The organism is Caulobacter rhizosphaerae, from assembly GCF_010977555.1.
GTDB classification, from domain to species: domain Bacteria; phylum Pseudomonadota; class Alphaproteobacteria; order Caulobacterales; family Caulobacteraceae; genus Caulobacter; species Caulobacter rhizosphaerae.
Genome location: NZ_CP048815.1, coordinates 1,903,940 through 1,930,305, shown reverse-complemented (window position 1 = coordinate 1,930,305; position 26,366 = coordinate 1,903,940). Strand labels below are relative to the sequence as shown.

General features: G+C 68.6%; 20 protein-coding genes and 1 pseudogene. 9 read left to right on the top strand and 12 right to left on the bottom strand.

Going from position 1 to position 26,366, the window contains the following annotated elements; translation table 11 throughout:
* Positions 1-71: 71 nt before the first annotated feature.
* The 3 genes from G3M57_RS09260 to G3M57_RS09250 form a co-directional block, all read right to left on the bottom strand.
* On the bottom strand, positions 72-5,531 hold the full coding sequence (locus G3M57_RS09260) for an AAA domain-containing protein (protein WP_056752586.1): 5,460 nt from the start codon (positions 5,529-5,531) through the stop codon (positions 72-74).
* A complete protein-coding gene (locus G3M57_RS09255; RefSeq protein WP_156402120.1) occupies positions 5,528-6,715 on the bottom strand; it encodes a M48 family metalloprotease in 1,188 nt (395 codons plus the stop codon). Before G3M57_RS09255 ends, G3M57_RS09260 begins: the two co-directional genes overlap by 4 nt.
* A gap of 166 nt (positions 6,716-6,881) precedes the next feature.
* Complete coding sequence (locus G3M57_RS09250; RefSeq protein ID WP_056752580.1) at positions 6,882-8,510, bottom strand: ABC-F family ATP-binding cassette domain-containing protein; 1,629 nt, start codon at positions 8,508-8,510, stop codon at positions 6,882-6,884.
* Positions 8,511-8,777: 267 nt separating this feature from the next.
* Between G3M57_RS09250 and G3M57_RS09245 the strand changes: the two genes are divergently transcribed.
* The 3 genes from G3M57_RS09245 to G3M57_RS09235 are packed head-to-tail and all read left to right on the top strand — an operon-like array spanning position 8,778 to position 11,492.
* On the top strand, positions 8,778-9,179 hold the full coding sequence (locus G3M57_RS09245; protein WP_162251620.1) for a GntR family transcriptional regulator: 402 nt from the start codon (positions 8,778-8,780) through the stop codon (positions 9,177-9,179).
* 1 nt (position 9,180) lies between these two features.
* On the top strand, positions 9,181-10,101 hold the full coding sequence (locus tag G3M57_RS09240; RefSeq protein WP_082564472.1) for a slipin family protein: 921 nt from the start codon (positions 9,181-9,183) through the stop codon (positions 10,099-10,101).
* Between the two features lie 14 nt (positions 10,102-10,115).
* Positions 10,116-11,492: an alpha/beta hydrolase family protein gene (locus G3M57_RS09235; RefSeq protein ID WP_056752575.1), complete on the top strand. Its 1,377-nt coding sequence runs from the start codon at positions 10,116-10,118 to the stop codon at positions 11,490-11,492.
* A gap of 66 nt (positions 11,493-11,558) precedes the next feature.
* Here the strand turns inward: G3M57_RS09235 and G3M57_RS09230 are convergent, their stop codons facing one another.
* The gene (locus G3M57_RS09230) at positions 11,559-12,632 is read right to left on the bottom strand and encodes a tyrosine-protein phosphatase (protein WP_156402119.1); all 1,074 of its coding nucleotides are present in this window, start codon (positions 12,630-12,632) and stop codon (positions 11,559-11,561) included.
* Positions 12,633-12,651: 19 nt separating this feature from the next.
* Positions 12,652-14,955, bottom strand: a complete 2,304-nt coding sequence (locus G3M57_RS09225; protein ID WP_082564471.1) for a TonB-dependent receptor — start codon at positions 14,953-14,955, stop codon at positions 12,652-12,654.
* Between the two features lie 156 nt (positions 14,956-15,111).
* Between G3M57_RS09225 and G3M57_RS09220 the strand changes: the two genes are divergently transcribed.
* Positions 15,112-16,383 carry a TetR/AcrR family transcriptional regulator gene (locus tag G3M57_RS09220; protein WP_162251619.1) on the top strand — a complete coding sequence of 424 codons (1,272 nt, stop codon included), beginning with the start codon at positions 15,112-15,114 and terminating at the stop codon, positions 16,381-16,383.
* A gap of 56 nt (positions 16,384-16,439) precedes the next feature.
* On the opposite strand, the gene G3M57_RS09215 is transcribed toward G3M57_RS09220, so the two are convergent.
* From G3M57_RS09215 to G3M57_RS09195, 6 genes and pseudogenes are all read right to left on the bottom strand, one after another.
* Positions 16,440-17,360: an Hsp33 family molecular chaperone gene (locus G3M57_RS09215; protein WP_056752566.1), complete on the bottom strand. Its 921-nt coding sequence runs from the start codon at positions 17,358-17,360 to the stop codon at positions 16,440-16,442.
* Between the two features lie 178 nt (positions 17,361-17,538).
* The gene (locus tag G3M57_RS09210) at positions 17,539-17,778 is read right to left on the bottom strand and encodes a DUF2164 domain-containing protein (RefSeq protein WP_007668579.1); all 240 of its coding nucleotides are present in this window, start codon (positions 17,776-17,778) and stop codon (positions 17,539-17,541) included.
* A 15-nt stretch (positions 17,779-17,793) separates the two neighbouring features.
* A pseudogene (locus tag G3M57_RS27930) lies at positions 17,794-17,885 on the bottom strand (hypothetical protein); the annotation flags it as partial.
* A 24-nt stretch (positions 17,886-17,909) separates the two neighbouring features.
* Complete coding sequence (gene argF, locus G3M57_RS09205) at positions 17,910-18,845, bottom strand: ornithine carbamoyltransferase (RefSeq protein ID WP_056752563.1); 936 nt, start codon at positions 18,843-18,845, stop codon at positions 17,910-17,912.
* A 67-nt stretch (positions 18,846-18,912) separates the two neighbouring features.
* Positions 18,913-20,127, bottom strand: coding sequence for an aspartate aminotransferase family protein (locus tag G3M57_RS09200; RefSeq protein WP_082564469.1), 1,215 nt, complete (start codon positions 20,125-20,127; stop codon positions 18,913-18,915).
* Between the two features lie 171 nt (positions 20,128-20,298).
* Positions 20,299-21,120, bottom strand: a complete 822-nt coding sequence (locus G3M57_RS09195) for an ABC transporter permease (RefSeq protein ID WP_056752558.1) — start codon at positions 21,118-21,120, stop codon at positions 20,299-20,301.
* A gap of 297 nt (positions 21,121-21,417) precedes the next feature.
* On the opposite strand from G3M57_RS09195, the gene gcrA reads away from it, so the two are divergent.
* From gcrA to G3M57_RS27730, 5 genes are all read left to right on the top strand, one after another.
* Complete coding sequence (gene gcrA / locus G3M57_RS09190; protein ID WP_028039557.1) at positions 21,418-21,936, top strand: cell cycle sigma 70 cofactor GcrA; 519 nt, start codon at positions 21,418-21,420, stop codon at positions 21,934-21,936.
* A gap of 174 nt (positions 21,937-22,110) precedes the next feature.
* A complete protein-coding gene (locus G3M57_RS09185) occupies positions 22,111-22,815 on the top strand; it encodes a LysM peptidoglycan-binding domain-containing protein (RefSeq protein ID WP_056752555.1) in 705 nt (234 codons plus the stop codon).
* Positions 22,812-23,261 (top strand): hypothetical protein, encoded by a 450-nt coding sequence (locus G3M57_RS09180; protein ID WP_056752554.1) that lies wholly within the window; start codon positions 22,812-22,814, stop codon positions 23,259-23,261. Before G3M57_RS09185 ends, G3M57_RS09180 begins: the two co-directional genes overlap by 4 nt.
* A gap of 237 nt (positions 23,262-23,498) precedes the next feature.
* Positions 23,499-23,693: a hypothetical protein gene (locus G3M57_RS27425; protein ID WP_230983942.1), complete on the top strand. Its 195-nt coding sequence runs from the start codon at positions 23,499-23,501 to the stop codon at positions 23,691-23,693.
* 427 nt (positions 23,694-24,120) lie between these two features.
* On the top strand, positions 24,121-24,249 hold the full coding sequence (locus G3M57_RS27730; RefSeq protein ID WP_255355498.1) for a hypothetical protein: 129 nt from the start codon (positions 24,121-24,123) through the stop codon (positions 24,247-24,249).
* A 918-nt stretch (positions 24,250-25,167) separates the two neighbouring features.
* Here G3M57_RS27730 and G3M57_RS09165 read toward each other — a convergent pair.
* A complete protein-coding gene (locus tag G3M57_RS09165) occupies positions 25,168-26,331 on the bottom strand; it encodes an acyl-CoA dehydrogenase family protein (protein ID WP_056752551.1) in 1,164 nt (387 codons plus the stop codon).
* Positions 26,332-26,366 lie beyond the last annotated feature (35 nt).

The following is a 26,366-nucleotide window of genomic DNA, read 5'->3' as shown; positions in this document are numbered from 1 at the left end:
GGATGCGCCTCAGCGGCGCCTGACCACGCAGCGGATACCGACGTGGCTGGTGGCGCTCTCGACCGTCTGCATCAGAGGGGCGCTTCCACGTATCCCTTGCGCAGTTTCTCCTCGACCAGCTTGGCGACTTCGCGACGGGCGCGCGTTTCGCTGTCGTAGGACTTGGTCATCACCTGGCCCTTGGTCCCGACACGGCCATACACGACCGTGACGTCCAGCCCCTTCTGCCCAATGCGCCAGAACTTGTTCGAAGCGCCCTGCTGGAAAAGGAATTCCTGCATGTGCTCCGGCAGCGAAAGCCCCGAAGGCGACGCCTTCGGCTCCGCGGGCTCCAGGCGCGAGGGCGCCGCCTCGATCGGCGCGGCCAGGCCCTTGAGCAGCGCGTCGTCCTCGAGTTCGGTCTCCGCGCCGCTGGTCAGCCGGGCCTCGATGCGCTCGACCACGCCCAGCGGGTCGCGCAGCCAATCGACCGACAGCACCTCCATCACCGGCCAGCCGAAGTTGCGCAGGACGGACGGGCGGAACACGTAGCGCTCGCGCACGCGCGCCCGGTCCTCGCCCGGCGGAGGGTCGAGGAGGACGCCGAGCCCGTAGCGCTGTCCGTCTGGGCTGGCGATGGCCAAGTCACAGCGGAACTGCGAGCGCCCGACGTGCTCGTGCACCGCGTGCCCACGCTTGCGCAGGGTCGCGGCCAGCGAGGCGCGCAACGGGTCGACGGGGGGCGCCGAGGCGAAGGCCTGGCGAGCGCCGGGGTTCAGGGCGCCCAGGACCGCCTGCGACCGCTCCCCCTCCCCGCGCGCACTGGCCTCGGCGAACTGCAGGAACGCCCTGAGCGCCGCCGCGCCGTCGTTGTGGGTGTTGGTGATCGCCTCGGCGCGGATCGTCGAGACGACGGCCATGCGGTGCTTGGCGCGGCTAAAGATCACGTTCAGGCGCTTTTCCCCGCCTCGCTGGTTGATCGGGCCGAAGTTCATCAGCATCCGGCCGTCCGGCCCCGGTGCGTAGCAGATGCTGAGCAGGATGATGTCCCGCTCGTCGCCCTGCACATTCTCCAGGTTCTTGACGAACAGGCCGTTGAACTGGTCATCGTCCTCGCGGAGGTACTCCTTCTCCAGCAAGGCGGCGAAGGCGGCGTCCTCGTCGGCCAGGGCGTCGAGGGCGCTTTCGATCTCGCCCTGCTGGGCTTCGGAAAACGCCACGACGCCGATGCTCAGCCCCGTCCCGCGCAACAGCAGCTCACGCACCATGCCGGCGATGCACCGCGCCTCGGGGAGGTTGCAGCGGCTGACATAGACACCGTCCTCGACCAGGTGGAAGCTGAGCGGCCGCTCCAGCAGGTCATCGACCGCCAGCCTCGCGGCGCCCTCGGCGTCGGAGCGTCGCGCGGCGATCTCGGCGGTCTGTCCCTCGATCCGCTGATCGGGAATGGTGATCAGCCGCCCCTCGTAGAAGGCGGCGTTGGAGAAGCTGATCAGCGACTCGTGGCGGCTGCGATAATGCCAGGCCAGCAGGGTGGCCGGCAGGTTGCGGGCCGCCTGGTTGAGCAGGCTGTCGGCGTCCAGCGTGATGGCGATCCGCTCGCCGTCCTCTTCAGCGAAGACGGTGTTCTCGTCCTCGTCGGTCGAACTGGAGAAGAAGCTCGTCGGCGGCAGTTGCATCTCGTCGCCGACCACCACCACCTGGCGGGCGCGACTGAGCGCCGGCACGGCCTCTTCGGTCGGGATCTGGCTGGCCTCGTCGAAGATGACCACGTCAAACAGGTCGCCGCGCAACGGCAGGGTGTCGGAGACCGACAGCGGGCTCATCAGCCAGATCGGCTTGAGGTCATTGACCACGGCGCCGGTGTCGGCGCCCGCGATCTCGCGGATGGCCTTGTAGCGCATGGTCTTGCCGAACTCGTGCTCCAGCTCGCGCCGACCGCTGGCGTAGCGCTTGCGGAACTGGCGACCGGCCTCGTCGAGCTGCGCCACCGACAGGGTCGAGCGGCGCACGTTCTCCAGGAACTTGCGATGCTGGGCGGCGCGGACCATGGCGGCGTTCCGCTCCAGCCCGACCGTCTCGGCCCGCTCCACGCGGCGCGCCGCCTGGGTCAGGTCGCGGCTGTCGAAACGCGCCAGCTCCGGATCCTGGCGCATGAGGCGGGCCAGCGATTCGGCGGCGACCAGCGCCTCCAGCCCGTCCGGTGGCAGGGCGATGTCCTGCAGCATGCCCGCATAAGCCGGCCCCGCCTCGTGCACGGCGCGCAGCAGCGGGATCAGGTCGGGCAGGTCGTCCAGGGCCTCCCGCGTGTCGCGCAGCCACTCCAGCAGGTCGTCCAGCGTCCATTCGGGCGGCAGACGCAGGTCGGCCCCGACGATCGCGGCCAGACGGGACACGGGCTCGACCGCCAAGGCGTCCGCCCGGGCGGCGTCGGGCGCGTCGCGCAAGGCCTCGACCATCCGCCGCAGCAGCGGGCTGGCGCGGAGTTGCTCGACCAGGCCGTCGAGGGTCGAGACGAAGGCGGCGAAGTCGCGGACAGCGTAGCCCGTGCGGAGCGCCTGCTCGGCCGCGTTCCGCGCCGCCACGGCCCCATGCTCGGCCGCCAGATCGGCCAGCAGGGCGGTCAGGCGCGGCTTCACGGCGTGCTTGCCGAAGTCGTAGCGGCGGCCCAGCTCCTTGCCGAGCCGCCACCAGGCCGGCTTCAGGACGCGCAGGACCGAGCCCTCCTCGCGCCGAGCGATGTCGAGCGCCGCCGCCGTGTCCTGCGGCGACAGCTTCTCCAGCCAATGCGTCGTCGCCTTGCCGGCCTCCGCGACGGCGTCGTCCAGCCGGGCCAGGTCGGCGCGAGCCGCTTGCAGGTCGCGCGCCGACGGGCTGGCCGGATCCAGCAGGTCCAGCCGTCCGACAAGATCGTAGGTCGTGATCCGCGCCGCCGCGTCGGTCAGGGCCATCGCCTGCGGCAGGGTCAGGTCGGGTTTCAGCAACTGGCCGTCGTTCTCGAACGCCGCGTCGAGCTCATCGAAGACGGTGTCGCAGGCCTCGAGCATCTCCTGGGCCCTGGCGTAGGCCCGTGGATCGGCCAGCAATGCGCCGGAGAGCCTCGCGAACGGATGGCTGGCCAGGTTGTCCAGACCGAAGCGCTCCGACAGGACCCGCACCAGTCGCCCCAGCAGGTCGCGCTGGGCCTCCCAGGTCGCGTAGTCCGGCAGGCGTTCGCGGACCGCCGGCCCGACGTCGGGATCGGGCGGCGGCAGGGCGATGGCCCGCCGGACCAGCGCCCGCACCGGCAGGGCCAGGCTTTCGGGCGCGGCGACCATCGCGGTCTCGAACCGCTCCAGTCGCGCCAACTGCTCTTCGGCCAGGCCAACGGCGGACTGGCGGGCGGCCGACAGGCGGTCAAGGTCGTCGCCCTGCGCCACCCACTGCTCATAGCCCTCGCGCAGGTTCTGGACGAACGCCTTCTTGTCGGTCTGGGAGTCGTGGATCAGGCAGCAGAGATCGTCGAGCCCGCTCTGCTTGAGGCGATGGAACACCACGTCCAGGGCCGCCCGCTTCTCGCAGACGAACAGCACCCGCTTTCCGCGGCCGGCGTAGTCGGCGACCAGATTGGTGATGGTCTGCGACTTGCCGGTGCCCGGCGGTCCCTGGATGATGAAGCTGCGGCCGCTCCTCGCCACCCCGACGGCGGCGTTCTGGGTCTCGTCGGCCGAGACCACGTTCCAGCGGTCGCTCAGCGGGATCGGCGGCGGCGGCTCGGCTTCGACCTCGCGCGGCTCGATGGAGAAGATGCGGTCGAACGCCGGATTGGGCGCCGGCTCGTCGATGAGCTGGTTGTAGTCGCGGACCAGCGACATCTTCTTGTAGTTGAAGTTGGCCAGGGTGACCTGGGTCAGGTCGAAATCCCAGGCGAACTTGTGCCCGTCGTCCTCCGGCATCGAGAAGGTCAGGTTCTCGATCTCGCCCGTCGGCGCGACGGCGTGCACGGGCCGGGCCGCGACTCGCCCGCCGACGGAGCCCCGCAGCGGCAGGGCGCTGGGCTTCACCATCTGCTCGAACATGGCCAGGCCCAGCGGGCGGTAGTCGTCGCGGTCGTAGCTGAAGTCCGGCCGGCCGATGCTGGCCCGCCGCAGGTCGCGTCCCCGCCGGCGCTGGAACTGCTGCAGGCGCTGGACGGCCTTCTGGTGGATCAGCTTGATCGACGGCCGGGTGTGCAGGCGAAGATCGACGCCGGGCTCCGAGGCGTGGATCTGGGCCCGCAGGTCCGCATGGATCTGCTCGATCGAGACCTCGCCGAGATCGATCGTCTCCGGCAGACGGATGTCGTGCAGCTGGCGCAGGTGATGGCGCAGGGCGGGGTTGAATTCCGCCTCGTCGCTGGTGGCGTGGAGGACGTATTGGTCGGTGACGCCCTTCTTCTTCACCAGCTCGACGGGCAGCCACAGCAGCGGCGAGGTGATCCGCTCTTCCGGCGCGTCCTTCAGATTGTTCCAGCGCAGGAAGGCGATCACCAGGCGCAGATGGCTGAAGCCAAATTCAGCCCGGTCACGGCGCGTTTCCTGGATCAGCCGGTCGAGCGAATTGGGAAGATAGGTCTGGTCTTCAAAGCGCAGCCAGCGGCGAAGGCTCACCGCCCGGCCCGCCGCGACCTCGGCGGCGAACTCGCCGCCCCAGGTGCAGATCTGGTCGGGCTTGACGCTCTCCAGCCGCACCACCAGCGGCACGCTGGCCACCGTGAGGTTCACGCTCGCCTGGGTGGGCCGGAAGTAGAGCAGGCGATTGCGGCGCGAGAGATCGAACAGGCGGTCGCGCAGGTGCGCCAGCACGGCGGTGCGCCGCGGCGCGGCCCCGTCCGTCGTGGCCAGGACGCGGTCGATGTTCAGGGCCTGCGGCTGGTCGCGCCAGGTCTCCAGGCGATGGATCAGCGCGGCCAGGTCGGTCGCCCGCTCGTGACGGTTCAAGGCGGTCATCTCGGCGATGACGCTGGCCAGCACGGGGTTCAGGCGGTTGACGATGGCGAACAGGTTCTGGCGATGCGAGGCGAAGCGGTCCAGATCCTCGGCGTCGGTGAAGTCCAGGCCCGAGGCCAGGGCGGCCAGGACCAGGCCCAGCCGGAAAATGTCGGTGATCTCGTCGTGATGACCCAGCCGTTCTTCCCACGACTCGAACCCGACCAGATAGACGGGCTTGGTGATCGGCTTTTCAAGGTCCCGTTCCGCCCGCAGGGTCTCGACCTGAAAGCCCGCCTCGGAGTCGCGCGTGACCCGCATCTCGTCGATGATGTTCAGGGCCGAGGTCGGCGGCGGCTGGACGGCCTTGATGGCGTCGAGCCGGTAGCGCGGCAGCGCGCCGTCCGGCCGCCGCAGCCGCAGCACGCCGCCGGTCTCGAGGATGTCGCCCGGCCCCAGGTCAGCGACGCGCCCGTGCTGGTGCAGCGCGCTCACCGATTGCAACAGCGGCAGGATCGAGAACAGGACGTCGTCCATCGGCAGCGCCAGGCCGTCGTTCCTGGCCAGGGCCTCGCGCAGGCTCAATTCCACGGGCTCCTCGGTCACGCGGCGGCCTTCAGCTTGCGAGCCAGACCCTCGACCTCGCGCTTGGGCAGGCCGCCCTCGCGCTTGAGCGCCTCGAGAAAGGCCTCGGCGCGGCCCAGGTCCTTGGCCGCGCGCGCCGCTTCCAGCAGGGCGTGGTCGCGCACGTCGGGATCGGCCAGAGCCAGGTCGAGCATCACGAAGCCGAGGTAATCGCGGACGCTGTCGTCGGCCTGCTCGGGCGTGATCGCGTCCAACTCCACCGTCGCCTCGGCGTCGGACCAGTCGGGGAAGTAGCGCTTCACCTGGCTCATTACCAGGTCGCTGCGCATCGCTTCCTGGGCGACGAAGCGGGAGACGAAACGGCGGGTCAGGGTTTCGAGCTCGGCCTGATCGATCAAGTCGAGCTTGCTCATCGACAGCGGCCCTTGGAGGCGGAGGCGCAGCCAGTCGTCCAGCCCCGGGTCGCCCTCCACCCATTTGCCGACCGCCTGGGCCCGTAGATAGATTTCCGGGTGCGACTGTCCTTCGGACAGGCGAGGAGGCCCCGCCTCCAGCTCCCTGGCCTGGGCAAGGTAGGCCTCCGGATCCACGGCATGGATCCCTGTCCGCACCTTGACCAGGGTCGAGATCGACGGGCCGGCGGCGCCGGTGACGAAGGCCGCCCCGCGATCGGCATAGACCTCGGTGAAGAGATCGTAGAGGCGCGCGGTGTTGGCGTGGCTGGCGCTCGCGCCGGGGTCGGCCAGGGTATGGTCGAGGATGCGTGAGACGGTATGATAGTCGCCGCCGTCCAGGGACCACAGGCGATAGTGCGACAGCTCGTGGCCGAGCAGCGCGGCCAGCTCGTCCGGGCCGAGCTTCTCCAGCACCGGGCCGTAGAACAGGACGTGCACCTCGCCCGGCAGGTAGAACAAGGCCGCGTTCATGCTGTCGCCGCCGGCCTGATAGAGGGTGACGGGCGCCTCGATCTCCAGCTTCGCCATCACCGCCCGGCAGGCGGCGTAGACGTCAGGATGGGACTCGGGCGTCAGGCGGTAGGTCTCGCGCAACAGGCCGGCCCGCACCTCCTGCACGTGCTGGTCCTGCGCCGCGAACGACGACGCCCACTTCCAGACCTCGGGCTCGGCGCGCTTCAGGTAATCCACGAGCCGCAGGTGGTACGGCAGGGGGCGCAACGCATCCCCAAGCTCAAGACTCATACGCATAGTCGCCCCAACCGCCCGCCTCTCGCTGGGCGCGAGCAGCAGGTTAGCCTAGTCCGCCTTACAAACCAGCGTCCATAGCAACGCGCGCGACGTGGCCGCGGCGGCGAGCGGATCGACAGGCTTGACGTCAGCTCGTCGGCGAAAACGTGCTTGGTAGCGCCGCCGCTTAGCCTCCCGGGTGCAGTCCCGGCGCTTCCTGGCCCGTACGGGTGACGTATTCCGTATAGCCGCCGCCGTACTGATGGACGCCCTCGGGCGTCAGCTCCAACACTCGGTTCGACAGGGCCGCCAGGAAATGGCGGTCGTGTGAGACGAACAGCATGGTGCCCTCGAAGTCCGCCAGGGCCGCGACCAGCATCTCCTTGGTGACCATGTCGAGGTGGTTGGTCGGCTCGTCCAGCACCAGCAGGTTCGGCGGGTCGAACAGCATCTTGGCCATGACCAGGCGCGCCTTCTCGCCGCCGGACAAGACGCGGCAGGGCTTTTCGACATCGTCGCCGGAGAAGCCGAAGCACCCCGCCAGCGTGCGCAGCGCGCCCTGCCCTGCCTGAGGGAACGAACGCTCCAGAGATTCGAAGATTGTCTCTTCGCCATCCAGCAGGTCCATGGAGTGCTGGGCGAAATAGCCCATCCTGACACTGGCCCCGACATTGACCGCGCCCTGGTCGGGCTTGGTGTCGCCGGCCACCAGTTTCAGCAGGGTCGACTTGCCGGCCCCGTTGGCCCCCAGGACGCACCAGCGTTCCTTGCGGCGCACCAGGAAATCCAGCCCCTCATAGATCGGCTTGTCGCCATAGCCCTTATGGACATTGCGGAGGCTGATCACGTCCTCGCCCGACCGCTGCGGGCTCTGGAATTCGAACTGGACCGACTGGCGACGACGCGGCGCCTCGACGCGCTCGATCTTGTCGAGCTTCTTGACCCGGCTCTGGACCTGGGCGGCGTGCGAAGCGCGCGCCTTGAACCGCTCGATGAACTTGATTTCCTTGGCCAGCATGGCCTGCTGGCGCTCGTACTGGGCCTGGCGTTGGGCCTCGCCGAGCGCCCGCTGCTGGTCATAGAAGTCCAGATCGCCCGAATAGGTGATCAGCGAGCCGCCATCGATCTCGACCACCTTGCCGATGATGCGGTTCATGAACGCGCGGTCGTGCGAGGTCATCAACAGCGCACCGTCGTAATTCTTGAGGAAGGCCTCCAGCCAGATCAGGCTTTCCAGGTCCAGGTGGTTGGACGGTTCGTCCAGCAGCATGCCGTCGGGGCGCATCAGCAGGATTCGGGCCAGCGCCACGCGCATCTTCCAGCCGCCGGACAGCAGGCCGACATCGCCGTCCATCCGCTCCGGGCTGAAGCTCAGGCCGGCCAGCACCTCGCGGGCCCGCGCCTCCAACGCATAGCCGTCCAGTTCCTGGAAACGCTCCAGCACCTCGCCATAGCGTTCGAGGATGGCGTCCATCTCGTCGGCCTGGTCCGGATCGACCATCGCCGCCTCCAGCCTGGCCATTTCGGCGGCCAGCGCGCTGACGGGACCGACGCCGTCCATCACCGCGGCGACCGCGCTCTGGCCCGACATTTCGCCGACGTCCTGGCTGAAATAGCCGATCGTCATGCCGGGCTCGATCGCGACCAGTCCGTCGTCGGGCTGTTCCTGGCCGGTGATCATGCGGAACAGCGTCGTCTTGCCCGCGCCGTTCGGGCCGACGAGCCCGACCTTTTCGCCCTTCTGGACGCCCATCGAAGCTTCGATGAACAGGATCTGGTGGCCGTTCTGCTTGGAGATATTGTCGAGGCGGATCATGGGCGGTCTGCTAACGCGGGTCGGACCAGTACGCCAGCCTTAGAGCCATGGCAATTCGAAGCGACGACGACGCCGGCTAGCCCTTCGGGCGCACCGTCACCGTCTCGACAGGCCCCGGGCGCCGCCGCGCCATGTCCGTCCGGCCCCACGATGCGAATGTCGTCGCCGCCCTCCCCGCCACCTGCTCGCGAGCACGATCTTCGCGTCGATCGCTCCGCGCCGAGGCCGATCGTTGACTCGAAGCGCATGTTCATATTGTATGAATGTATGCATACACAGGAACACATCCTTGGCGCCTTGCGAATAGAGGGGACCGGCGTTCCCATCTATGTGCAGTTGCGGGAGCAGTTCCTGAGGGCGATGGGCGCGGGGCTGCTGAAGCCCGGCGATCAGATGCCGACCATGCGGCAGGTGGCCGTGGCGTTGCGCATCGACCTCAACACCGTGCGCCGCGCCTATGACGAGCTGGAACGCACCGGCGCCCTGCGCCTGGAACGTGGCCGCGGCAGCTTCGTCGCCGAACCGCCCCGGCCGCTCGACGCGCGCGCCCAGACCCAGGCGGCTGACGATCTGGCCCGCCAGACCCTCGCCCAGGCCGCGGCCATGGGCGTCGAACCGGAACTCTTGATCCAACGCATCGCGGCGCTCGCCGCCAAGAAGGAGGACTGAAATGACTCCCCTGCCTCAACTCCGCCTCGGCGAAAGCCTCGCCGGACGGCTCAACGCCCCGGCCATGGTCCTGATGGTGGTGCTCATCATCGCCGGCGTGGCCCTGCTCGCCACCGGCCAGGCGCCGTTGCAATGGCTGGGCGGCCTGATGATCGCCGTCGGCGTTCTGACGCCGCTGGCCCTGAAGATGGCCCAGCAGTGGGAGCGGGCGATTGTCCTGCGCCTGGGGCGCTTCCATCGCGTGGCCGGACCAGGCCTCTTCCTGACCATACCCGTGGTGGACGAGGTCGCCTACTGGATCGACCAGCGCATCCAGACCACCGAGTTCAACGCCCAGCAGGCGCTCTCGAAAGACACCGTGCCGGTGAACATCGACGCCGTGATCTTCTGGCAGGTGCACGACACCGAGCGGGCGGCCCTGGAGATCCAGGACTATAAGCGCGCCATCGCCCAGGTCGCCGAGACGTCCCTGCGCGAGATGGTCGGCTCCTCGACGCTGGCCACCTTGCTCGCCGAACGAAAAAAGAGCGACGGCGTCCTGCGCGAGGTGATCGGCCGCAAGACCGCCGACTGGGGCATCTCGGTGATCTCGGTGGAAATCCGCGACATCGGCGTGCCCGCCGGGTTGCAGGACGCCATGAGCCGCCAAGCCCAGGCCGAGCGCGAGCGCCTGGCCCGCGTGGCTCTCGGCCAGGCCGAGCAGGAGGTGGCGGAAAAGTTCGTCGAAGCCGCCGAGATCTACGCCCGCTCGCCGACCGCCCTGCAGCTGCGCGCCATGAACATCATCTACGAGACCACCAAGGAAGGCGGCGCCACCATCCTGCTGCCGACCGCGATGGTCGACGCGATGAACCCCGGCGGCGTGCTGGGCCTGACCCAGGCGGCGACGGCCAGTCGCGGCGCGCCGCCGAGCGCGACCTAAGAGGAGCCAGGGCGATGAAGAAGACGGTGTCATGGGCTGCGGCCCTGGCGGCGGCGCTCGGCCTGCTGGCCTCCGCCGCCCGCGCCCAGGAAGCAACGGGCGACTGGCATGGCGTGCTGAAGGTCGGTCCCAGCGAGCTGCGCGTCGGGCTGACGGTGACCGCCGGCCTGGACGGCGTCCTGGCCGGCCAGCTGGTCAGCCCCGACCAGGGCGGCGCGGCGATCGCCCTGAGCGAGGTGCGCGGCCAGGGCGGCAGGCTGTCTTTCTCGGCGACCGCCATCCATGGCCGCTTCGAGGGCGCCTGGGACGCTCCGCAGCAGGCCTGGGTCGGGTCCTGGACACAGGGCGTCTCGCTGCCGCTGACCCTGACCCGGGGCCCCGTTCCCGTCGCCGCCCGGCCGCAGACGCCCGGCAGACCCTACCCCTACCGCGAGGAGGAGGTCGCCTTCGACAGCGCTCCCGGCGTCCGGCTGGCCGGAACCTTGACGCTGCCGCCCGGCGAGGGCCCCTTCCCCGCTGTCGTCCTGATCACCGGCTCCGGGCCGCAGGACCGCAACGAGACCCTTGCGGGGCATCAGCCGTTCCTCGTGCTGGCCGACCACCTGACCCGCAAGGGTGTCGCCGTGCTCCGGTTCGACGACCGGGGCGTCGGCAAATCCACGGGCGGTTTCGCCGCCGCGACCAGCAGCGACTTCGCGGTCGACGCGGAAGCCGCGGCCGCCTTCCTGCGCGGACGCCCGGAGATCGCCGCCGGCAAGGTCGGCCTGCTCGGCCACAGCGAGGGCGGCATGATCGCCCCGATGGTCGCCGCGAAGGACCCGAAGATCGCCTTCCTCCTCCTGCTCGCCGCCCCGGGCGTGCCGGCGCGAGCGCTCTTGACCGCTCAGCGCCAGGCGGTGATGGCCGCGCTCGGCGCTCCGCCCGAGGCCATCGCGCGCAGCCAGGCCCTAATGACCAAGGTTGACGACGCCGTGCTGCAGGCCAAGGACGCGGACGCCGCTCGCACCGAGGTGACGCGCCTCCTGTCCGAGGCCCGCGGCGACCTCCCGCCGGCCGCCGCAGCGGTTCAGGCGAGCATGATCGGCAGTCCCTGGTATCGCGAATTCATCGCCTACGACCCTGGCCCCGCCCTCGCGAAGATCCGCGTCCCGGTGCTGGCGCTGAACGGCGACAAGGACATGCAGGTGATCGCTGAGCAGAACGTGCCGGCGTTGCGGGCGGCGTTGCGCGACGACCGGGATGCGACCGTCATGGCCCTGCCCGGGCTGAACCACCTCTTCCAGAGCGCCAGCACAGGCTCGCCCCAGGAGTATGGCCGCATCGAGGAAACCTTCTCCCCCGCCGCCCTGGAGATCATTTCCGACTGGATCGCGGCGCGGACCCGCCCCTAGCTCACCCTTCCGAGGCGGTGGGCGCCGACGTTCCGATGGCGCCGCCATCGGAACGTCGGTCACAGGTCAGGCGAGATAGGCGCCGCGCAGCTGGGCGATCTTCCGGTCGGTCAGGCCAAGGCGGGCCTTGGCCAGGCCGACCGGACCCCCGAACTTGACGTCCATCGAAGCCAGGGCGCGGCGCATGACCTCCGGATCCGAGCCCATGATCACCTGCAGAACCTCCGGCGGCATCTTGGCGAAGGCCTGGGCCTGCCGGGCGGACACGCCGCTGGTCCCCGCGCCGCTCGACATCTGCTTCATGTAGTACGATGGCGGGGTGTAGACCTGGGTCAGGGCATAGTCGGCGATCACCGTCTCGCGCGGGACGCCCAGCACCGACAGGATCAGCGCCGAGGCCACGCCCGTGCGGTCCTTGCCCGCGCTGCAGTTGAAGGCCAGCGGCCCCTCATTGGCGACCAGGCGCGCGAACATGTCGGTATAGTGCGGGGTCAGCATGTCGATGAACGACACATAGGCGTCGGCGAAGCCCTGGATGGCCTGTTCGCGATTGGACAGCTTCATCAGCGACGCCATGGAGCCGCTCATGTCGTAGTCGGTCGCCACCACCTCGGGGCCGCCGGCCTTCAGGAACGGATTGGGTTCGGCCGTACGCTCGCCCGGGCTGCGCAGGTCGCAGATCACCGTGATCCCCAGTTTCGAGAGGTAAGTCATGTCGGGCGCCGTCAGGCCGCTCATCACGCCCGAGCGGTAGATCCGGCCCCATTTCACCTGGCGGCCATCGGCCGCGCGCCAGCCGCCCAGGTCGCGGAAGTTGCGGCCGCCCTCCAGCGGCAACAGCCGCTCGGCGACGCGGGTCTGGCGACCGTCGGCCGCCGTGACCAGGAAGTACGGGCGGGGCGAAACCGGCGCGGCCAGATCCGCCGTCGCGCCCGATGCCGCAACCAGCGGACGCATGGCGGCCTTGGTCGCGCCCGGATCCGCCGAGACGAAGACCGAAACAGCCCGGGCGCCGGTCCAGCCCAGGCGAACGGTCCCGGGCGCGGTGCGGGCGGCCTTGGCGTCCAGCCCAGTCGCGGCGCGGGCGGCGGGCGCCAGCGCCAGGGCGCCGGCGCCCGTGAGGAAAAGACGTCGATCCATCTTCAGGTCTCCCATCGCTCTAGAATTTCACGTTGGCTTCGACGCCGAAGGTGCGCGGCTCGTTGTAGATCGCGTACCTGCCCAGGGCGGCGTTGGTGTTGCGCAGGAAGGCGTAGGACTCATTGGTCAGGTTGCGCGACCAGACCGACAGCTGCAGATCCGGCGCCCCGTCACCCAGCCTGATGTCGGCCAGGGCCAGGCGGCCGTTCACCGTGAACGACTTGTCGCTCCGCGTCGGGTCGGTGGTGCTGGTGAACTGGCTGTCGGCGAAGTTGGCGTCCAGGTGCGCCTTGAACGTCGCGCCCAGGGCCGGGTGGACATAGTCGACCGCGACGCTGCCGGCGTTCCTGGGGCTGTACAGCGGATAGATGGTCGACTGGGCGTTGGTGAACGGGTTGAAGGCCTTCGACAGCTTGACGTCGGTGTAGGCGTAGGCGCCCGACAGGGTCAGGCCCTCCATCGGGAGCAGGGCGAAGTCGAGCTCCAAGCCCTTGGTCTTGCCCGAGGCGGCGTTGGTGGTTTCCAGGGTGCCGCGGTTGTTGCCCACGATGATGACGTTGAAGTCGACCTGGGCGTCCTTGATGTCGCCGGTGAACGCCGCGACGTTCAGGCGTACGCGGTGGTCCCAGAACTCGGTCTTGGTCCCGACCTCGAACATCTTGACCTTCTCGGGATCGAAGGCGCGATAGGTCAGCGAACGCGAGTTGGCGCCGCCGGCCTTGTAGCCCGTGCTCCAGCGGCCATAGAGGTTGATCTCCGGCGTCAGTTCGTAGGCGACGCTGACCAGCGGGTCGAAGTGGCTCCAGGACTCGTCCAAGGGGATCGCGCCGACGACCGTGTTCTTGTTGGCGTCGACGTAGCTGGGCAAGGCGCCGTTGACCACGTCCAGCGAGCCCTTCTTGGCGTCGCGGGTGATGCGGCCGCCGACTGTGACATGGGCCCTGTCGTCCAGAACCGGCGGCGTCCAGGACGCCTGGCCGAAGGCGCCGTAGCTGGTCGTGGTCACCCGGCTGGCGCGATCCTTCGGAACGGTGTTGAAGTCGATCGAAAGCTGGGTGTAGCCCGTGCCCGTGGCGTTCCATTGCAGCGAGTTGGGGGTCTGGGCGTTGTCGCTGACCTTCTCGCGGAAATAGAAGACGCCGGCCACGTAGTCGAGGCGCTCGGTCTTGCCGACCAGTTGCAGTTCCTGGCTGTCCTGGTCCTGCCAGACGCGGGCCACGCTGTAGCGGGCGAACGGCCCGTTCGGCGCGAACACGGACAGGGCCACGGCGCCGTTGTCGAACTGGGTCTGGGTCAGCTTGCGGTACGAGCTGATGGACTTCAGCTCCAGATCGTCGGCCAGGGTCCAGGTCAGGTTCAGGCGATGGCCGCGCGTGTCGCCCTCGCTCATCTGCAGCGGCACGCCGACATTGGCGCGCTTGGCGCGGTCGGGCTGGAGCGGCGTCAAGGGCGCCAGCGCCAGCGAACCCTTCTTCTCCAGCTGCACATAGTAGGGCGTCGAGCCGTCGTACGAGACGTCGAAGGCGTAGTCGGCGTTGAAGTGGTCGCTGGGCTTCCACGCCGCTTCCAGGTTCACGCCGCGCTTGTCGTAGCTGTTGAAGTCCGGCTGGCCCGAAGTGGTCGGGTTGGTGGTCGTGCCGCCACGCTTGCTGAGCAGGGCGTCGATCTTGACGCTGACGCCATGGAACGCCGGCAGATCCAGATGGGTCTCGGCCTTGTAGGCGTTGTAGTCGCCGTAGCCGACCGTGGTGTTCATGCCGAAGACACCCGTCGGCGCCTTGGTGACGATGCTGACCGCGCCCCCCTCGGTGTTGCGGCCAAACAGCGTGCCCTGCGGCCCCTTCAACACCTCGATGCGCTCGACGTCGTAGAGCGCCGAGCCCAGGCCCTGGGCCCGGCCCAGATAGACGCCGTTGACATAGACGCCGACAGCCTGGTCGCGGGCCGGCTGGTTGGCGTCGCCCAGGGCGCCGATGCCGCGCATGCCGATCGTCAGGGCCGACTTGCGGGCGAAGAACGGGGCCACTCGCAGCGACGGGATCGCGCCGTCGCCCAGGTCCTCGATCGACTGCACGTGGCGGGCCTTCAGGGCTTCGCTGTCCATGGCCGAGATGGCGATCGGGGTGTCCTGAAGATCCGTCTTGCGCTTCTGGGCGGTGACGACGACCTGCTCCAGGCCCACCGCGCCTTCGGCGGCGGCGGCGGCGGCGGGAGCGGCCGGCGGCGGAGCGTCCGCGGCGCGGGCCGCGCCGCAGAGGGCCAAGGCCGCCACGCCCGTCAACAGGCCGGCGCGCCGCGCCGCCATCTCGAAGTTCCGCTTCATCTGTGTCCCCCAAGTTTTCCCGGCGGACCGCCGGGCTCGGGGCGCGTCTAAGCTTTATCCGTGACCTCAGAACGAATGTTATGTTTCAGTTCCGCGAAGGTCGTCGCGGATCCAAGGACAGCCTTGCGATCTGGATGCGGGCGGGGAATATGCGCCATGGTCGCCCGTCCGCCCGCCTTGCCCCTTTCCGCCGCCTTTGCGTCCGCGCGGGCCCCGGGGTCTCACGACGACACCCGTCAACGCCTCGTCATGGCGGCGGGACAGCTGATCGCCGATGGCGGAATCAGCGCCGCCTCGGCGCGCGCCATCGCCGCCAGCGCGGGCACGGCGCCCAGCGCGATCAACTACAACTTCGGCAATATAGAACGATTGTTACTGACGGTTTTCGAGCAAGGCGTCGAGGAGACTCGCGCCTGGTTGCAGGATTGCTCGCACACCCTCGCCGCCCTGCCCGCCTCGCCGGACGGCCTGGCCTGGGCCCTGTTCCACCTGCTCGGCGCCTGGGCCGGCGACGGCCGTCGCCTGGCCCTGATCTATCAGGAGACCGTCGCCGCCGATCCGGGCCATGGCCCGGCGGCCGCCTGGACCCGTCTGTGGCGGGACTTCTGGATCGACGCCGCCGCACGCTGCGGCCTCCCGGCGGTGGACGGCCGCGTCCTGCACGCCTTCTTCGAACACGAGGCGCTGTACAATCTCTCGGCCTGGTCGCCGGCGTTGGAGAGCGCCGGACTGGCCGAGATGGTCGATCACTTGGCGACGATCTGGCTGGGCGCCCGTCCCCGCCCGTCGCGCGAGGCGATGGTGCAGGCCGAGCGCCTGGCCGGGACGCGCCCCCACGGCTCGGTGCCGCCGGCCGCCATGCGCATCGCCAAGGCGGCCGCGAAGGTCGTCGAGGACAAGGGCCTGGCGGGCCTGACCCATCGCGCCGTGGCCGCTCGCGCCGGTGTCACCACCGGCTCGGTGACCCACCATTTCCGTTCGATCGAGGATCTCGTCGCCGGCGCCATCCGCGGCCAGGTGCAGGCGATGACCGAAGACGCCGCCGCCCGGGACGACGCCGGCCCGTCGCTCGACGAAGCCCGGACGGCGCAGGCTCTGTTCGCGGCGTTACGCCTGCACGTCACCTCTGACCTTCCATCGCCCGCCGTGCTCCGTCGCCGGCGCCTGTTCCTCGCCGCAGTCCGTCGAAAGGACCTTGCGGCGGCTGGGGCTGTGATCCGCTTCTCGTATGGCGGCACCTTGCGCGACAGCCTGGGCCGGGTCTTTGGCTTCTCCGGCCCGGACCTCGTGCTGCACGCCAGTGTGTTGGCTCGCCTGCTGGCGGCGATCTGGTTCGCCTGCGCCGGCGACGAAGACCCGGCCGCTTCGCGCTCGGCGCTGTTCGAGCGGATCGAGGAGCAGTTCCGCGCGCACCTGGGCGCCGCCTGAACCGGAAGGGCAAGGCCGAACCAACCCGACGGCTTGCAGCAGGCCGTACGCGCCCCTTAGCCCGCCGCCGTCGGCTCCAGCGCGTAGACCCGCGAGCAGTATTCGCAGGTCACGTGGATCTTGCCGTCGGGCTCGACCATCTCGGCCACCTCCTCGGCGGTGAACGAGCCCAGCACCGCGCCGATGCGGTCCTCCGAGCAGCGGCAGAAGGCGCGCAGCGGCTTCTCCTCCAGCAGGCGCACGCCGTCCTCGTTGAACAGCCGCCACAGCAGGGTGGTGGTCGGCACGGTGGGGTCGATCAGTTCGTCCTCGCCGGTGGTCTCGAACAGGGCCTGGACGTGGGTCCAGGCTTCCTGGGTCTCGCCCCGGCTCTCGTCGCCGGCGATGGCCTGGATCAGGATGCCGCCGGCCCGCCACTTCAGGCCCTCACCGCTGTCGGCCTGGCCGACGGCCAGACGCACCCGGGTCGGGGTCTGCTCGGACTGGGCGAAGTACTGCTCGGCGCACAGGGCCAGGGTCTCGCCCTCGATCGGGGTGATGCCTTGGTAACGGTCCATGTCCGGACCCTGGTCGACGGTCATCACGAAGGTGCCGCCGCCCAGCAGGGTCTTGGCGCCCGGCCGGGCGAAGCCTTCCGAGACCGCCGCCACCTCTTCCGGGTCGAACCGGCAGTAGCCGCGCAGGGCGCCGCTGGTGTCATAGTCGACCACGACATAGCGCACCGGACCGTCCCCTTGCGCCTGGACGATCAGCCGGCCCTCGAACTTCAGGCTCGAGCCGACCAGGGCGGCCAGGGCGCAGGCCTCGCCCAGCAGGTTGGCGACAGGCTCGGGATAGTCGTGGCGGGTCAGCACCTCGTCGACCGCCGCGCCCAGGCGCACGGCCCGGCCGCGCACGGGCAGGCCTTCGATCTGGAAGGCGGAAACGAGGTCGTCGGGAGCGTCCCCGAGGGCGGTTTGGGCGGCGATGTCGGTCATGGGGAGGCTAGATAGGCGGTTCGGCGGAAATTGCGAGGGGGTGCATTGGCGCACTTGCCCCCTACGGGTCGCTTCGCGACCGTCTTCCCCCAAAGGAGGAAGAGTTAAAACGCGAGGCTCCGCTCCCTGTAGGGGCGGACAGACCGCGCAGCGGTCAGGTGGGGGCAAGTGTTCCCGCCTAATCCACGAACGGCTTCTCGATCTCGTAGACCGCGTCTTCCAGCTTGTCGCGGAACAGCTGCTGGGCGTCCTGGACACCCTGATTGTAGTAGTACGGCCCCATCTGCTCGGAGATGAAATCCAGCAGGAACCCGGCCTGCAGCGGACTGGCCTCGCAGTCGAGCTCGCGGTCCAGGTAGCGCGTCAGCTTGTCGAGCAAGGCGTCGCGCTTCTGCTTGTTGAACTCGATCTTGGCCATCGACTGGATCCTTTTGCGCCCTGCGTCCTGCGAGGCCCGCTGCGTGGGCGCCTCAGGAAGAGGAACTCAGTTGCTCTGAATTCCTCATCCTGAGGTGCGAGCCGCAGGCGAGCCTCGAAGGACGCAGGGCGTCAACCGATCGCCCCGAAGCACCAGGCCAGTACCGACTTCTGGGCGTGGATGCGGTTCTCCGCCTCGTCCCAGGCCAGTGAGCGCGGGCCGTCCAGCACGCTGTCGGTGACTTCCTCGCCGCGATGGGCCGGCAGGCAGTGCAGGAAGACGCCGTCGGGGGCCGACAGGTCCATCAGGGCGTCGTCGACCTGGTAAGGCTCCAGGGCCGCCAGGCGCTCGTCATGGTCGGTGTCGCCCATCGACACCCAGGTGTCGGCCACGACCACGTCGGCGCCGCGCACGGCCTCGCGCGGGTCGTCGGTCATGACGATCTGGCCCTGGCGCTCCTGGGCGCGGGCAAGGTCGACCAGGTCGGGATGGTAGACCGCCGGGCAGGCGATGTTCAGCTTGAAGCCCAGCAGCGGCGCGGCGTGGATGAAGCTGGAGCAGACATTGTTGCCGTCGCCGACCCAGGCGATGGTCTTGCCGCCGACGTCGCCGCGATGCTCCTCGATCGTCAGGAGGTCGGCCATGATCTGGCACGGGTGGCTCTTGTCGGTCAGGCCGTTGATCACCGGCACGGTCGAGACCTGGGCGAAGCGCTCGACGTCGGCGTGGCTGTTGGCGCGGATCATCACCGCGTCGACCATCCGCGACAGCACCTTGGCGGTGTCCTCGATGGTCTCGCCGCGGCCCAGCTGCATGTCGTTGGACGTCGAGATGATGCCGCTGCCGCCCAGCTGCCGGATCGCCGCGTCGAACGAGAACCGGGTGCGGGTCGAGTTCTTCTGGAAGATCATCGCCAGCACGCGGTCGGCGGCCGGGGCGTCGGCGTCGACGCGCCCCTTGGACCAGCCGGCGCGGGCGGCCTTGCGGGCCTTGGCGTCCTCCAGCATCAGCCGCAACGTCGGGCCGTCCAGCTTCCACAGGTCGATGAAGTGCCTGGGTTCGGTCATTGCAAATCCCCCTGCCCGCCCGCCCCGGCCTTGCCGGAACGAGCGGTTTGATCGGTCGCGGCCGTGTTTAGGCGGCGGCTTTGGCCCGGGCGGCCTCGCAGGCCTTTTCGAGCTTGGCGATGGCCTCGGACGCTTCCTCGACCGTCAGGTTCAGCGGCGGCAGCAGGCGCACGCAGTTGTCGCCACCGCCGGCGATCAGCAGCTTCTGGTCGCGGGCCAGGACCATGAACTCGCGATTGTTGGGGATCAGCTTGACGCCGATCAGCAGGCCCTTGCCGCGGACGTCGACGATGACGTCCGGGAAGCGGTCCTTGAGGCCTTCCAACTGCTGGGTGAAGAAGCCGGCGACGGTCTTCACGTTGTCCAGGATCTCCGGCGTGTTGATCGCGTCGAACGCCGCCTTGCCCACGGCCATGGCCAGCGGGTTGCCGCCGTAGGTCGAGCCGTGGACGCCCGGCGTCATGCCGCGCGCGCCCTCGGTGGACGCCAGGCAGGCGCCGACCGGGAAGCCGCCGCCCAGGGCCTTGGCCACCGCCATGATGTCCGGCGCGGCGTCGCTGGCCCATTCGTGGGCGAACAGCTTGCCGGTCCGGCCCATGCCGCTCTGGACCTCGTCGAAGATCAGCAGGACGCCCGCGTCGCGGGTGATCTGGCGCAGTTCGTTGAGCTGGGCGTCGGTCAGGGCCCGCGCCCCGCCCTCGCCCTGCACCGGCTCGATGATCACCCCGGCCGTGGTCGGGCCGATGGCCGCCTTCAGGGCGTCCCAGTCGCCGAACGGCAGCTGGACATAGCCCGGCAGGCGCGGCCCGAAGCCGTCCAGGTAGCCGGCGTTGCCCGAGGCGTTGACCGCCGCGTACGAGCGGCCGTGGAACGAGCCGTCGAAACCGATGATGTCGACCCGCTCGGGCTGGCCGTTGACCACGTGGTAGCGGCGCGCGGCCTTCAGGGCGCACTCGATCGCCTCGGTGCCCGAATTGGTGAAGAACACCACGTCGGCGAAGGTGGCCGCGCACAGCTTGTCGGCCAGCACTTCCTGCTCGGGGATCGTGTAGATGTTGGAGACGTGCCAGAGCTTCTCGCCCTGGGTCTTCAGCGCGTCGACCAGCACCGGGTGGGCGTGGCCCAGGCCGCAGGTGGCGATGCCGGCCACGCAGTCCAGGTATTCCTCGCCGGTGGTCGAGAACAGGCGCGCGCCTCGGCCTCGCTCGAACGCCAGCGGGGCGCGGTTATAGACGCCCATGATGTGGTGTTGCGCGGGGTTAGACGACGTCGACGTGCTCAAGACGGCCTCCCAAAAAGGAAAGAAGCCCCCGTGCTCGAAAGCACGGGGACCGGAAGGCCCAGCGTTGTCGGCGCGTATCCGCGCCCTGTCAACAAAGCCCGGGTGAATTTTGAGTGTCAGGGACGGCTGCGCCACAGTGTTTGCGGTCACACCGGCGCTCAACGGCGAAATCTAGCTCTTCAGCCGGTATCCGGTCCGGAAAAGCCACCAGCACCAGAGGAACAGCCCCACCGACAGGGCCGCGGTCACCACCGCCCCGATCGCCACCGAGCCGTCGGCGTGGCCGATGAAGCCGTAGCGGAAGCCGTCGATCAGGTAGAAGAACGGATTGAAGTGGCTGGCCGAGCGGAACGGCTCGGGCAGGCGGTCGACCAGGTAGAAGGTGCCCGACAGGAAGGTCATCGGCATGATCACGAAATTGGTCACCGCCGCCAGCTGGTCGAACTTCTCGGCCCACAGGCCGGCCAGCACGCCGGCCAGGCCCAGGATGACCGAGGCGCCGACCGCGAAATAGAGGATCGCCCACAGGTGGCTGACCTGCAGGCCCGCGCCGGGCAGCACGCCGATCACCAGGGCGGTGACCGTCCCCACGACGATGCCGCGCGTCGCCGCGCCCAGGCCGAACGCCGCCACCTGCTCCAGCGGTGACAGCGGCGGCGTCAGGAAGTCCGGCGTCAGGCCCATCATCTTGGCCTGGATCAGCGACGAGGATGAATTGGCGAAGGCGTTGTTGAGGATGGCCATCATGATCAGGCCCGGGGCCACGAAATGGCCGAAGGTCACGCCCCCGACCGCCGGCCGGCTGCCGCCCACCGCCACCACGAACACCAGCATGTAGAGCAGGGTCGTCACCACCGGGGCGGCGACCGTCTGGGTGCCCACCTTCCAGAAGCGGCGGATCTCGCGCTGGTAGAGGGTGAAGAACCCGCTCCAGTTCCAGCCGTGATAGTCGCGCGGCTGCGGGGGGATGACGGAGGCCGTCACGTCTTTCATGGGCTTGCGGTCCTGGAGGTCTCGATCGAACGGCCCGAGGGCCTGGCGCCGCCAGGACCCTCGATCAGCCAAGCCCCTGGCATGTGCGCCCGAGGCGGGCCCGGCGCAAGCGGCGCGCCGACGGAATCAATATGTTGTTTCTGTGGACAGACCGGATGGCGCCTATTGTGTGTTTTAACGTATTCTTTACACTATCTGGTAGGCGAGCGGCCGGCGGGGCCGTCCGTACACCAGATGTAGAGGCCGGGGCGAGTCGGGGAAACCCGTTTCGGACTCTTTTTTAGGCGGAGATGGGTCATGAGCTGGACTGACGAACGGGTCACCACCTTGAAGAAGCTCTGGCTGGACGGCCTGTCCGCCAGTCAGATCGCCAAACAGCTGGGCGGCGTCACGCGCAACGCCGTGATCGGCAAGGTGCACCGCCTGGGCCTGTCGGGCCGCGCCGCGCCGTCGCAACCGGCGCGCCCGGCCTTCAAGGCCCCGCGTCCGGCGCGCCCGGCCGCCACGGCGATGCCCTCGGCGCCGCGCCGGGTGATCGCCGCCGAGCCGGCGCCGCTGCCGGCCGTGGCCCAGCAGCCGTCGGTCCCGGCCTTCCGCGCCGAGGAGCCGGGCTCGGCCACCGTGCTGACCCTGGGCGCCCACATGTGCAAGTGGCCGATCGGCGACCCGTCGACCGACGGCTTCACCTTCTGCGGCCGACGCTCGTCGGACGGCCCGTACTGCAACGAGCACGCCCGGGTCGCCTACCAGCCCCAGCAGACCAAGAAGAAGTCGGGCCCGACCGAACTGGCCCGCTCGCTGCGCCGCTACATCTAGCCCGCAACCCACCGCGGACCGAAAATCCCGGACGGCCCGAAAGGCCGCTCCGGGATTTTTCGTATGGGCGCTGCGCCAGGCGCCGCCGCGCGCCTGGACGAAAATCGGATTCCAGCCCAAGCTGCTCTACCTGGGCGCGCTTCGCCCGCCCTGTCCGCTACCCGTGAGCGTCGCATGCCGTTGCCCCCGAAGACCCCCTTCGAGAAGTGGAAGGACACGATTGACACATCGGGCAAGAATCCAGCTTGGCACAGCTACGACGCAGTCATCAAAAGCACGGTCGATAAGTACAACACGCACCTGAAATCAGCCCCGGGCTTCACGGCTCTGGACTGGAAACTGGTCAAGGCGATGGTGTGGACCGAGACTGGCGCCCCCTCTGATTCCTGGGCGACCCAGCCCATGCAGATCGGCGACGTGAGCGACCCAGGCCTTGCAGCCCTGCTGGGCGGCAAGGAGGGCGGCGATTTGATCATGCCTAGCGACATCGCCAGCAGCTTGACGTTCCAGAACGTCCGCACCGACCCCGTGAAGAACATCCAGGCGGGCGTCGGCTATTTGCTAATGAAGGCCGCCAACTACGATTACGTCAATGTCGAGGATCTCACAGACCCGGTCCATGACTACAAGGTCGTTCCCGGCGACAGCCTCGATCGCATCGCCAGGCAGAACGGCTCGACGCTCGGCGAGTTGTATTGGCTGAATCCGGGCCTCCACACCCTGAAGATCGGCCAGACCGTCAAGATTCGAAAAGCCAAGATGATGAAGACAATCACCGGCTTCAAGTCGCTCGATAATACCACGGTAGCCAGGCTCTACAACTCTGGCGACAAGCGTTACGCCGAAAAGCTTGCCTATTGTCTGGGGAAGATCAAATGAACCCCTCACTCCGCCTCTTCCTGCTCACCCTGCTGCTGTACGCACCCGCCGCGGCGCGCGCCGGGGCGCCCGACAAGCCCGCGCCGGCCGCCGCTGCACCGCCGAGCGAGCCCCGCCTTCAACTCGGCGTCTTCGAGGGCACCGGACGCGCCTGCAGCGGACTGCTGAAGATCACGCCCAAGCGGCTGAGCTGGAAGACCCCCTTTAGTTCCTGCCCCACCTTGGCCTTCACCCTGGCGGAGCGTCGCCAGGAGGACGGGACCACCCGATGGGTCTATCGGCGCGTCGGCGCCCCCAAGAGCTGCTTCTACAAGTTGGTTGTGCTGAAGAAAGTGGTCAGCCCAGACAGCTCGATCGCGTGGAACGTCACTGGCTTCACCTCGATGCAGGCCTACAAGGCCAGCTCTGATATCCGTCTCAGTTGCTATCTGGTGAAGCTGGATTAGTTCGGCGACGAGGGCTCGAGACGCCGCCCCCAGAGCTTTCACCTGGATCTCACAGGCCTCACCATGAAGCCCTCACTCCGTCTCCTCCTCCTCGCGCTTCTGCTGTGCGCGCCCCCCGCGGCTCTCGCCAGAGCGCCCAACAAGCCCGCGCAGACGCCGGCCACCGGTTCGCCATCAGGCGAGCCGCGCGTCCAACTAGGTGTCTTCGAGGGCACCGGACGCGCTTGCAGCGGACTGTTGAAGATCACCCCCAGGCGGCTGAGTTGGAGCCCTCCGTTCAATCCCTGCCCACCCACAGCCTACACCCTGGCGGAGCGTCGCCAGGAGGGCAGCGTCACCCGATGGGCCTATCAACGCGTCGGCGCCCCCAAGAGCTGCCTCTATAAGGTGGTGGTGCTGGAAAAGGCGGTCGATACAGACGACTGGGCGTAGAACGTCTCTGGCTTCACCTCCGTAAAAGCCTACAAGGCCGACGCCAAGTTCGAGCAGCTCAAGTGCTACCTGGTGAAAGCGGCCTAGCTCGACGGTGGGCGGCCGGAGATGCCGGAAACGCCGATTTCCCACGAACTTCGCGTGGATCACGCAGGCTTGATCATGAAGCCCTCGCCCCGCTTCCTTCTGCTCGCCCTGCTGCTGTGCGCGCCCGCCGCGGCGCGCGACAGAGCGCCCGACCAGCCCGCGCGGCCGCGAGCAGCCGTTTCGCCGCCGGTCGAGCCACGCGTCCAGCTAGGCGTTTTCGAGGGCGCCGGACGCGCCTGCAGCGGACTGCTGAAGATCACGCCCAAGCGACTGAGCTGGAAGACCCACCCAATGGATCTATCAACGTGTCGGCGCTCCCAAGAGCTGCCTCTACAAAGTTGTGATCCTGGAAAAGGCGGTCGACCCGAGCGACACGACATCGTGGAGCGCCTACGGCTTCACCTCGATGAAAGCCTACAAGGCCAACTCCAATGTCTGGCTCAACTGCCCTCTGGTGAAGCTCGACTAGTTCAGCGGGCCTGTCGGGGACGCGCACTCACGGCAAGGCGTTGGTCGGCGTGCAGGGCGTTTGCGTGAGTGCGTGTCCCCTCCTTGATCTGTTGTGTCCGGCCTTGAACCCGCTCTTGGGGACGGACGAGCCAGCGCTGCGGATGACTTTGGGGACAGGCACGCACTCCAAGGCTTCGTCAGGCCTGAGGAGGTCTTGCCGTGCGTGCCTGTCCCCGTCTCCCGCGCGGGGACATGCCCTTGCGGCGTGTCCCCAGTCGTGCGCTTATCCTCTGGGTATCCGCGACGAACATAAGTAAAATCAACATCTTGAACTTTCTCGACCTAACTTATCCTCACCCTTCCAGATCGCCCTTATCCTGTACCCACCTCGACGCAGGGAAAGGGCATGGCCAGCGACCGATGCGGCGGCGGGGGGCGATCGAGCGGGAAGCTCCGTCGGCGGTCCTTTTGGACCAAACTTCGCGTCTCTGGAGCCGGTCGGGCCTGGAACACAAAAACGACGTGGCGCGAGGGCTGATTGAGCAACAGGCGGGCGGTGACGCGCTCGCGGTCCGGGACCGGGGTTCGTTGACCTGGCCCGCCCGTCGGAGGCTTCAAGGCGGCGAGGCCCCAACAGGGCTCAGCGCCGCTGCGCTTCCGGACAACGACCGCGCGGAGCGATCGGGCTTCGTCGAAAACGGTTACTACTCAAACACTCCGGACGATGTCCGGCGCTCCGCGTCCCTTTCCATACCTTCAGCGAGAGATCGCGTGAGGCGGCCAACACTTGCCCCCACCTGACCGCTTCGCGGTCTGTCCGCCCCCAAAGGGGGCGGAGCCTTCGCACCGGAGCGCTCTTCCCCCTCTGGGGGAAGACGACCGCGAAGCGGTCCGTAGGGGGCAAGTGGGCGCCTCATTTCCCGAAAGAAAGGCCTCCTCAATAGCTCTTCGGCAACCCCAGCACCCGTTCGGCGATGAAGTTCAGGATCATCTCGCGGCTGACCGGCGCGATCCGGGCGATCATCGCCTCGCGGAAATAGCGCTCGACGTCGTATTCCTTGGCGTACCCCATGCCGCCATGGGCCAGGACCGAGCTCTCGCAGGCGGTGAAGCCCGCCTCGGCGCCCAGGTACTTGGCGGCGTTGGCCTCGGCCCCGCAGTCCTGGCCGGCGTCGTAGAGGGCGGCGGCCTTGAAGGCCAGCAGGTTGGCGGCCTCCAGCTCGGCCCAGGACCTGGCCAGGGGGTGGGCGACACCCTGGTTCTGGCCGATCGGCCGACCGAACACCACGCGCTCGCGAGCGTAGGTCGTCGCCTTGGCCAGGGCCGCACGCCCCAGGCCGATGGCCTCGACCGCGAACAGCACCCGTTCGGGGTTCAGGCCGTGCAGCAGGTAGGAAAAGCCCTTGCCCGCCTCGCCGACCAGGTCGTCGGCCGGCACGAACAGGTCCTCGATGAACAGCATATTACACTCGACCGCCTTGCGCCCCATCTTGGGGATCGGCTTGGCCTCGATCTTCTCGCGGTCGGTATAGAACAGGGAAAGGCCCTGGGTCGGCTTGGCGCACTGGTCCTTAGGCGTGGTCCGGGCGATGATCAGGATCTTGTTGGCGCGCTGGGCGCCGGTGGTCCAGATCTTGCGGCCGTTCAGGCGATAGCCGCCCTCGACCTTCTCGGCTCGGGTTTCCAGGCTGGCGGTGTCCAGGCCCGAATTGGGCTCGGTCACCGCAAAGCACATCTTGTCCTGGCCCGAGATCAGCCGCGGCAGGTGCTCCCGGCGCTGCTCGTCGGTGCCGAACTTCACGATCGGCATCGGGCCGAAGATGTTCAGGTGGATGGCGCTGGCGCCCGAAAAGCCCGCGCCCGACTGGGCCACGGCCTGCATCATGATCGCCGCCTCGGTCAGGCCCAGCCCCGCCCCGCCGACGCTCTCGGGCATGGCCACGCCCAGCCAGCCGCCCTGGGCGATGGCGGCCACGAATTCCTCGGGGAAGATCCCGGTCTCGTCGGTGCGGCGCCAATAGTCGTCGTCGAAGTCGGCGCACAGCTTGGCGACGCCGTCGCGGATGGCTTCCTGGTCCTCGGTCAACCCAAATCCGCCCATTCGCCCCTGCCCTGCTGGTTATGGTTCTTGTCGTC

Excerpts from the sequence above, each read along its gene's own strand:
- G3M57_RS09185 (WP_056752555.1), top strand. The coding sequence starts at position 22,111 with ATGCCGTTGCCCCCGAAGACCCCCTTCGAGAAGTGGAAGGACACGATT.
- argF (WP_056752563.1), bottom strand. The coding sequence starts at position 18,845 with ATGACCGAACCCAGGCACTTCATCGACCTGTGGAAGCTGGACGGCCCG.
- G3M57_RS09195 (WP_056752558.1), bottom strand. The coding sequence starts at position 21,120 with ATGAAAGACGTGACGGCCTCCGTCATCCCCCCGCAGCCGCGCGACTAT.
- gcrA (WP_028039557.1), top strand. The coding sequence starts at position 21,418 with ATGAGCTGGACTGACGAACGGGTCACCACCTTGAAGAAGCTCTGGCTG.
- G3M57_RS09180 (WP_056752554.1), top strand. The coding sequence starts at position 22,812 with ATGAACCCCTCACTCCGCCTCTTCCTGCTCACCCTGCTGCTGTACGCA.
- G3M57_RS09235 (WP_056752575.1), top strand. The coding sequence starts at position 10,116 with ATGAAGAAGACGGTGTCATGGGCTGCGGCCCTGGCGGCGGCGCTCGGC.
- G3M57_RS09215 (WP_056752566.1), bottom strand. The coding sequence starts at position 17,360 with ATGACCGACATCGCCGCCCAAACCGCCCTCGGGGACGCTCCCGACGAC.
- G3M57_RS09250 (WP_056752580.1), bottom strand. The coding sequence starts at position 8,510 with ATGATCCGCCTCGACAATATCTCCAAGCAGAACGGCCACCAGATCCTG.
- G3M57_RS09255 (WP_156402120.1), bottom strand. The coding sequence starts at position 6,715 with ATGCGTATGAGTCTTGAGCTTGGGGATGCGTTGCGCCCCCTGCCGTAC.
- G3M57_RS09245 (WP_162251620.1), top strand. The coding sequence starts at position 8,778 with ATGCATACACAGGAACACATCCTTGGCGCCTTGCGAATAGAGGGGACC.
- G3M57_RS09165 (WP_056752551.1), bottom strand. The coding sequence starts at position 26,331 with ATGGGCGGATTTGGGTTGACCGAGGACCAGGAAGCCATCCGCGACGGC.
- G3M57_RS09210 (WP_007668579.1), bottom strand. The coding sequence starts at position 17,778 with ATGGCCAAGATCGAGTTCAACAAGCAGAAGCGCGACGCCTTGCTCGAC.
- G3M57_RS09220 (WP_162251619.1), top strand. The coding sequence starts at position 15,112 with ATGGTCGCCCGTCCGCCCGCCTTGCCCCTTTCCGCCGCCTTTGCGTCC.
- G3M57_RS09230 (WP_156402119.1), bottom strand. The coding sequence starts at position 12,632 with ATGGATCGACGTCTTTTCCTCACGGGCGCCGGCGCCCTGGCGCTGGCG.
- G3M57_RS09225 (WP_082564471.1), bottom strand. The coding sequence starts at position 14,955 with ATGAAGCGGAACTTCGAGATGGCGGCGCGGCGCGCCGGCCTGTTGACG.
- G3M57_RS09240 (WP_082564472.1), top strand. The coding sequence starts at position 9,181 with ATGACTCCCCTGCCTCAACTCCGCCTCGGCGAAAGCCTCGCCGGACGG.